Raw genomic sequence first — 6515 nt, forward strand, 5'->3', positions numbered from 1 at the left:
TTCTATAAAAAGTAATTATAACTTTTTCAATAAATCAAAGACGTCCTTGCCTTGATCAGCAGGAACTTTACGAACATCAAACGTAATACCATTATCACGTAGGTACTCTAAAGTTTTAATATCTTCTTCATCAACGGCAACTGCATTGGTTAGCATCCGCTTACCTTCAGAATGAGACATTGAACCAATATTCACTTTGTCTAATTTAACGCCACTTTCAACTGCTTTAGCAACATCTTGTGGTGTTTCAAACAAAAGCAAAGCTTTAACAGTAGCAAAACGAGGGTCATCCCAAACATCAGCCAATTTTTGAATTGGCACAACGTTAACCTTAACCCCTACTGGTGCAGCTTGTGTTAACAAAGTTTTACGTAATTCATCCTTTGAAACACTATCTGACACAACAATAATTCTATTTGGCGATACTGACTTAGTCCATGCTGTTGCAACTTGTCCGTGCAACAAACGTGAGTCAATTCGTGCTAAGCGAATATCCATTGTTGCTGAACCCGTATGAATGACTTCATCCACATCGCCTGCCTCAACAATTGGTTCATCATCAGCACTATCTGAAACTTCTACTGCTGAATCCTTGGTTTCAGGTAGAGTTTTAACACCATCTCGTGCAACTGGCATCAAGTAACTTGCAATTTCAGCAGCTGTTTCCATTGTGAAACGAGCCCCATAAGCTTCTACTAACATTGGCAAGTTTAGCCCTGTAATAATGGCCATTCGGTCCTCATGTAAGGCTTGAATACGAGATGCAGCATTAAATGGTGAACCTCCCCATAAATCAACGAGGAACAAAACTTGTCCCTCTGGTTCAAATGTTGCTAAAGCATCTTCGAACTTCTTCATCAAATCTTCTGGACCTTCATTCGGCATAAATGTTACAACTTGAACATTTTCCTGTTCTCCAAAGATCATTTGACCAGATTGTCGGATACCCGCAGCAAATTCACCATGACTAGCAATAATGAAATTTACCATAATTGCCACGCTCCTTAATATATATATATTTAATTCAACATACAAAACTTTTGTACGCTCTTTATTATAAACTATATTGTATGTGCTTGTAAACGGTTGCAGTGATGCCTTTTATTGTACTTTAGAAATAGTGACAGTTAATTTTTTTAGTCCTATTTTTTTGGTTAGAAAATACCTGAAAATGATATAATACTTTGATAGTCTTTTGGAGGTATCAAACATGCCCTGGCAACTTAAACAGTCATCTAAACTTGTTATGACTTACACATTTTTATTCTTTATTTTAGCGCTATGTTTATTTGCGCCCTATTATTTCACCAATACATCATTAATTTGGCAATCAGATGGTATTGCACAACATTACCCAGCCTTAGTAGAATGGCAATCTGATCTTAAAAACATTATTTTTAATCATGCTTTCCCAACTAATTGGTCTTGGAAATTAGGCCTTGGTAGTGATTACTATCAAACATTTTCTTACTATACCTTAGGTGACATATTCACATATGGTATTGCTTTTATTTCAGAAAAGTACTTATTAACTTACTATAATGTAATGATCATTATTAGATTATATTTAGCAGGTTTAGCTTGCTTGATGTTTATCCAACATTGGTTTAAATCATCCCCAACTTGGCAGTATCAAATTGTGGCATTCACATACGTTTTTTCTGGATACACTGCTTTTTCTGCTTTTGAGCATCCTTTTTTTATTAATCCCTTAATTATTTTTCCGCTACTTATTTGGTCAATGCATTATGCATTGACTCAAAATAAATATGTTCCTCTTATTTTGATGGTATTTTGGACGATTTGGAATAATTTTTATTTTGCTTTTATGTTAATAATTGGCCTTATTGTATTCTGGATAGGATATCATTACCAACACAAGTCTTGGCTAGCCTGGCAATCACATCTCAAAATTCTTTTTGCAGGAATACTTTCCCTTATGCTAGCGGCACCACTATTTTTACCTAGTGTTGATGCCGTATTAAATTCAGCTCGTACCAACAATGGGCTAGCTAATGGGTTAACTATCTACCCACTTTATTATTATTTAGCATTACCTGGTAACTTAATTGCCAACCTAACTACTCCCTCATTTTGGTTGACTGGTGGGTTTAGTGCTATTAGTGTTATGGCCATTGTTTTTTCACTACGACGTTGGCACCGTTATCAATTATTCAATATTTTATGGGTTATTACCTTTTTAGGTTGCTGTACCCCTATATTTGCAGCAATTTTAAACGGCGGTTCATCTCCATCTAATCGTTGGCTATTTATGTTATCCTTACCAATTAGTGTCATGCTTTTCCAAATGCTTAGACACTTATCAGAATTAACATTTCATGATTATCTTTCATTTTTCATAGTTGGTATTATTGCAACAATCTCGTTACTTATCATCAGTAACTTCAACTTGAACATGCGATACGGTATGATTATTGCTATTTATTTTGTCACATTAATTATGCTATGGTTTAGCCAATCATCATCTGGGTTTAGACCAATATGGTTAGTTATTTTAGTATTAGTGAATATCTTTTTCATAACGTCTAGAAATCATACGAATAATACCAATCCTGCTAAAACAGATTTATTATCAAATGATACTGTAAAACAACTGTTAACACAGCAAAAAGAATATCCTAAAAGCAAGCAAGGCTCATTCACAAGGTCCTATGTTGATAACCAACTAAACAATATGACCGGCATTGCCCCTGCAACCAATTTACCCATTAATGGTCCACTAAATAATATTGAAAGTTATTGGTCATTACAGAATGGTGCTGTTGGCCAAGGGCTCGCTCCTTTGAATATTAGTACGGCCAATCCAAATGACATTACTGGTAATTTAGATTCTAGAAACGTGCTTAGTAATTTATTAGGTGTAGCTGATCGCTTTGAAAATCCAGGTACACTAACACCTCATTCTTATATTGCTGACAACAATAAAATTATTAATGGTCAGACACTAGCCCACTCTGACAATGCGTATCCATTATTATATTTAACAAATAATAATGTTAATCGAAATTTTTACAATAGATTATCTGCAACACAAAAAGAAGCTGTTTTAGCTGATAGTATTGTTACACGTACGGGTAAACAACACGCTTCAGCCTTTGCGAATTCTGTCGTTACTGGTAAAGTTCGTACTGATTTAACAAAAGCTGCTACCCAAAAAATGCACATGACTTATACGACTCATCCTGAATTATTACCAGAGGGGTTTTATTTAAGACCATCTAAAGCGTTAAAAGGCACTGAATTGCATTTAGAAATTTCTAATCTCCAATTCAAACCATTTACTTTTAAGCAACAACAAAAGGCCGCTTTAGCTAATTATCAATACATGCATAAACAAAACAAACAAAACCCACAAACATTAATTGATCGGCAATATAATAAACAAGCTTATACATGGAACTGGTATAAAAAAAATATTAGCACGATTGGCAATGGCATTAGTGGTTATACATTGACTGCAACCTATAATGATTTTACAAATTCATTTAAACAAACTGGTCAAGCTAATTTATCATTTTATAATCCATTAAAACAAGTTACCCTCAATCTTGGACAAGCTACGAAAACGAATCAAGAAACATTCATACCGCTTACTTTTAGTAAAGCTGGTCATTATAGTTTTGATGTCCAAATTAAAGGGATTCCAACAGACAAAAGATTTGATAAAGTTGCTAGTACTATAATTAATCGGGCCCCAACTTATCAGTTAACCGATAATCAGATTAAAACACGTATTCGCGTCAATAAGTCGCAAATATTGGCAACAACTATTCCCTATAGTCATGGTTGGATAGTCAATGGTCATAACAAGCTAATAAAATTAGATAGTGGTTTCATTGGCATACCCCTTAAGGTTGGCCAAAACAATATTAAACTAACTTATCATACGCCCGGTATGAACTTTGCAAAATATATGTGCCTGTTTGGTTTCATTATTTTATTAATTTTGTTATTATGTCAGCTACGAAAACATCCAAAATCAATAAATTAACAATTAATTCAACAAAATTTTGATTAACATTAACCCCCGCAAGTTAGAAAATGACCTAACTTACGGGGGTTAATGTTTACAAAAAATTTTAAATATCAATCATGTGTCATACACAATCTGGTTACTAACCGCTATCATAATTCAAAAGTAACGATATATTATTATATTTTTTATATAAAGAAATTAAATAAAAACTGGTTGTGAAAATTCCAGTGCATACAGAAATTTTTACGACCAGTTAATTGCTTAAGCTTCCCCAAACTTTTAATTTAAGTTCCAGGAAGTTATACATATTCTTTTATTAAAATTTATCAAGTTTAAACCATTCTTCTACTGTTAACCATTGGTCATTTTGCTTGTTTTTGATTTTATAATCTGTAATATCATAAAGTGTTTTGCGATCACCATCTAAAGGTGACCAATAAGTTTCATCAGCACGATGAATAACCTCCCAATGAAAATATGTTTTAGCCTTATTATTTTCATCACGCACTAAAACACCATCTACTAAGGTTATATTTTTTTCACCAATTTGTGGTGCATCAATACCAAAATCTAACATTAATTGTTGATGATTATCACTTGTAATCGGCTCTTTTGTCATACATCATACCTCCAGTAATATTTTAGCAATCCAATAAATCTTATTTTATCATGACATCTAAAATGGCCAAGATACAATTATCACGAAACTGATAATAAGAAGCATAATTAAAATTATTTTTATCTTATTTTGTACTAAAACTGCCGCATATTCACGTAATAAAGCGGATGGTAAAAAGTAGTATGATGTTGGTGCCCCTGCACCGTGCGCCTTCAACTTCGCCATATCAGCATATGTCATACTACGTAAAACATGATAATTATTTGTTGTAAACAATACATTGGGTTTACGCTTTTCATCAGACCAGTCATCATCAATTTTAATTTTAGAATACTTCATATTTTCATAGGTTGTGGTTGACTGATCTTCTATAATAATTTGATTATCTGGAATATTTTGTGATCGTAAATACTTTGCCATCGCAAATGCTTCACTGACTGGCTCATCTGGACCTTTTCCACCGCTAACAACGAATTTCACCTGTGGATTATCCTTAAGATACATTAGCCCTTTATCTAATCGACTCTTTAATAAAGGTGTGACCTCTTCTGAACGAATACCTGCACCTAATACAATGATATAATCAACATGCTTTTTATATGGTAACATTTGATTTATGACTGAATATATCAAGTAACATATAAATAATGATACAAAAAATACATCAATTAATAAAAAACGATTCAACGATTATTGCTAAATATATATTTTTAGAAAATAAATCAAACTGTAGCATAAACAATAGCACACCAAGTATAACGAAAATATTAAGTCCAAACCCAGCTGATAATTTTGCTACTAAACTACGTCCCTCTTTTAGATACATAATTCTAGTATTACGTACTAAAAAGATACTACCTATAATAACCAAAAGTGGTATTAAAACATAAAATCCAAGCAATATCGCCATTGAAAAAAAGTCATTTTCAATGTTAATCTGATTTATAAAATTTAATGACTCAATTAATGTCATAAACAGAAAAACATCAGCAAAAAGTAAACTCCAAAAAACTTTCTTTTGCCAGTGTAAAATTAGCATCATTATAAAAATAACAATTAGTGATATGACATAAATGTCCATTACAACTCTCCCATATTTTGTTTTATATATAGTGTATATTATACACAATATATATATGTTTTATTATACAAAAAAACGAGAAAACTATATATAAGTTTTCTCGTTTTTAATTATGCCGTCGATGGGGGTCGAACCCATACTCCCTTGCGAGAACTGGATTTTGAGTCCAGCGCGTCTGCCAATTCCGCCACAACGGCAACATATTAAGTATTACATTAAATAGGGCGGTAGATGGGGATCGAACCCACGCGTGCCGGTACCACAAACCGGTGTGTTAACCACTTCACCACTACCGCCATGGCAGGGGTAGAGGGAATCGAACCCCCGCCGACGGTTTTGGAGACCGTTGTTCTACCGCTAAACTATACCCCTATGACAATAATGTAATACTTAATTATACGGTCACAACGGGATTCGAACCCGTGATCTTTCGCGTGACAGGCGAACGTCCTAACCAACTAGACCATGCGACCAATGGACGTTACAGGGATCGAACCTGTGACCCCCTGCTTGTAAGGCAGGTGCTCTCCCAGCTGAGCTAAACGTCCATATTGCATCGCGACGTCCTATCCTCGCAGGAGGCGATCCTCCAACTACTTTTGGCACTACTGAGCTTAACTTCTGTGTTCGGTATGGGAACAGGTGTGACCTCAGTGTCATCATCACGACACGTTTATGATTGAGTGAACGTAGTTCCCTCAAAACTGAATCATAATTGCTATTTTTGCCTTACACCACTTGCTACTTGGTTAAGTCCTCGAACCATTAGTACTAGTCCGCTCCATACGTCACCGTACTGCCACTTCTAGCCTATCTAC

The 6515-nt window shown here is 34.4% G+C and carries 5 protein-coding genes, 5 tRNA genes and 1 rRNA gene; 1 reads left to right on the forward strand and 10 read right to left on the reverse strand.

The features are described from left to right. Nucleotides 1-15: 15 nt before the first annotated feature. A complete protein-coding gene (locus FFM55_RS06620; protein ID WP_137600757.1) occupies nucleotides 16-990 on the reverse strand; it encodes a mannose/fructose/sorbose PTS transporter subunit IIB in 975 nt (324 codons plus the stop codon). A gap of 220 nt (nucleotides 991-1210) precedes the next feature. Here FFM55_RS06620 and FFM55_RS06625 point away from each other — a divergent pair, with 220 nt between their 5' ends. Continuing rightward, a complete protein-coding gene (locus FFM55_RS06625; RefSeq protein WP_137600758.1) occupies nucleotides 1211-4012 on the forward strand; it encodes a YfhO family protein in 2802 nt (933 codons plus the stop codon). 301 nt (nucleotides 4013-4313) lie between these two features. Here the strand turns inward: FFM55_RS06625 and FFM55_RS06630 are convergent, their stop codons facing one another. The 9 genes from FFM55_RS06630 to rrf all read right to left on the reverse strand — a co-directional run bounded on the left by FFM55_RS06630 (nucleotide 4314) and on the right by rrf (nucleotide 6367). Beyond that, nucleotides 4314-4616, reverse strand: coding sequence for a hypothetical protein (locus tag FFM55_RS06630; protein ID WP_042492666.1), 303 nt, complete (start codon nucleotides 4614-4616; stop codon nucleotides 4314-4316). A gap of 57 nt (nucleotides 4617-4673) precedes the next feature. Continuing rightward, complete coding sequence (locus tag FFM55_RS09930) at nucleotides 4674-5225, reverse strand: YdcF family protein (RefSeq protein ID WP_240006013.1); 552 nt, start codon at nucleotides 5223-5225, stop codon at nucleotides 4674-4676. 55 nt (nucleotides 5226-5280) lie between these two features. Continuing rightward, nucleotides 5281-5697, reverse strand: coding sequence for a hypothetical protein (locus FFM55_RS09935; protein ID WP_240006014.1), 417 nt, complete (start codon nucleotides 5695-5697; stop codon nucleotides 5281-5283). Between the two features lie 113 nt (nucleotides 5698-5810). Beyond that, a tRNA-Leu gene (locus FFM55_RS06640) sits at nucleotides 5811-5894 on the reverse strand. Nucleotides 5895-5920: 26 nt separating this feature from the next. Then, nucleotides 5921-5993, reverse strand: a tRNA-His gene (locus tag FFM55_RS06645). Nucleotides 5994-5995: 2 nt separating this feature from the next. After that, nucleotides 5996-6069: transfer RNA gene (locus FFM55_RS06650), tRNA-Trp, on the reverse strand. Between the two features lie 27 nt (nucleotides 6070-6096). Beyond that, nucleotides 6097-6170 (reverse strand) — tRNA-Asp (locus tag FFM55_RS06655). 2 nt (nucleotides 6171-6172) lie between these two features. Continuing rightward, nucleotides 6173-6245, reverse strand: a tRNA-Val gene (locus FFM55_RS06660). Between the two features lie 5 nt (nucleotides 6246-6250). Then, nucleotides 6251-6367, reverse strand: a 5S ribosomal RNA gene (rrf, locus tag FFM55_RS06665). Between the last annotated feature and the right edge of the window lie 148 nt (nucleotides 6368-6515).

The organism is Weissella sagaensis (genome assembly GCF_005405285.1).
GTDB classification, from domain to species: domain Bacteria; phylum Bacillota; class Bacilli; order Lactobacillales; family Lactobacillaceae; genus Weissella; species Weissella sagaensis.

What these genes read in the sequence shown, in the direction of transcription:
- FFM55_RS06625 (WP_137600758.1), top strand. Translation starts at nt 1,211, where the DNA reads ATGCCCTGGCAACTTAAACAGTCATCTAAACTTGTTATGACTTACACA.
- FFM55_RS06630 (WP_042492666.1), bottom strand. Translation starts at nt 4,616, where the DNA reads ATGACAAAAGAGCCGATTACAAGTGATAATCATCAACAATTAATGTTA.
- FFM55_RS06620 (WP_137600757.1), bottom strand. Translation starts at nt 990, where the DNA reads ATGGTAAATTTCATTATTGCTAGTCATGGTGAATTTGCTGCGGGTATC.
- FFM55_RS09930 (WP_240006013.1), bottom strand. Translation starts at nt 5,225, where the DNA reads ATGTTACCATATAAAAAGCATGTTGATTATATCATTGTATTAGGTGCA.
- FFM55_RS09935 (WP_240006014.1), bottom strand. Translation starts at nt 5,697, where the DNA reads ATGGACATTTATGTCATATCACTAATTGTTATTTTTATAATGATGCTA.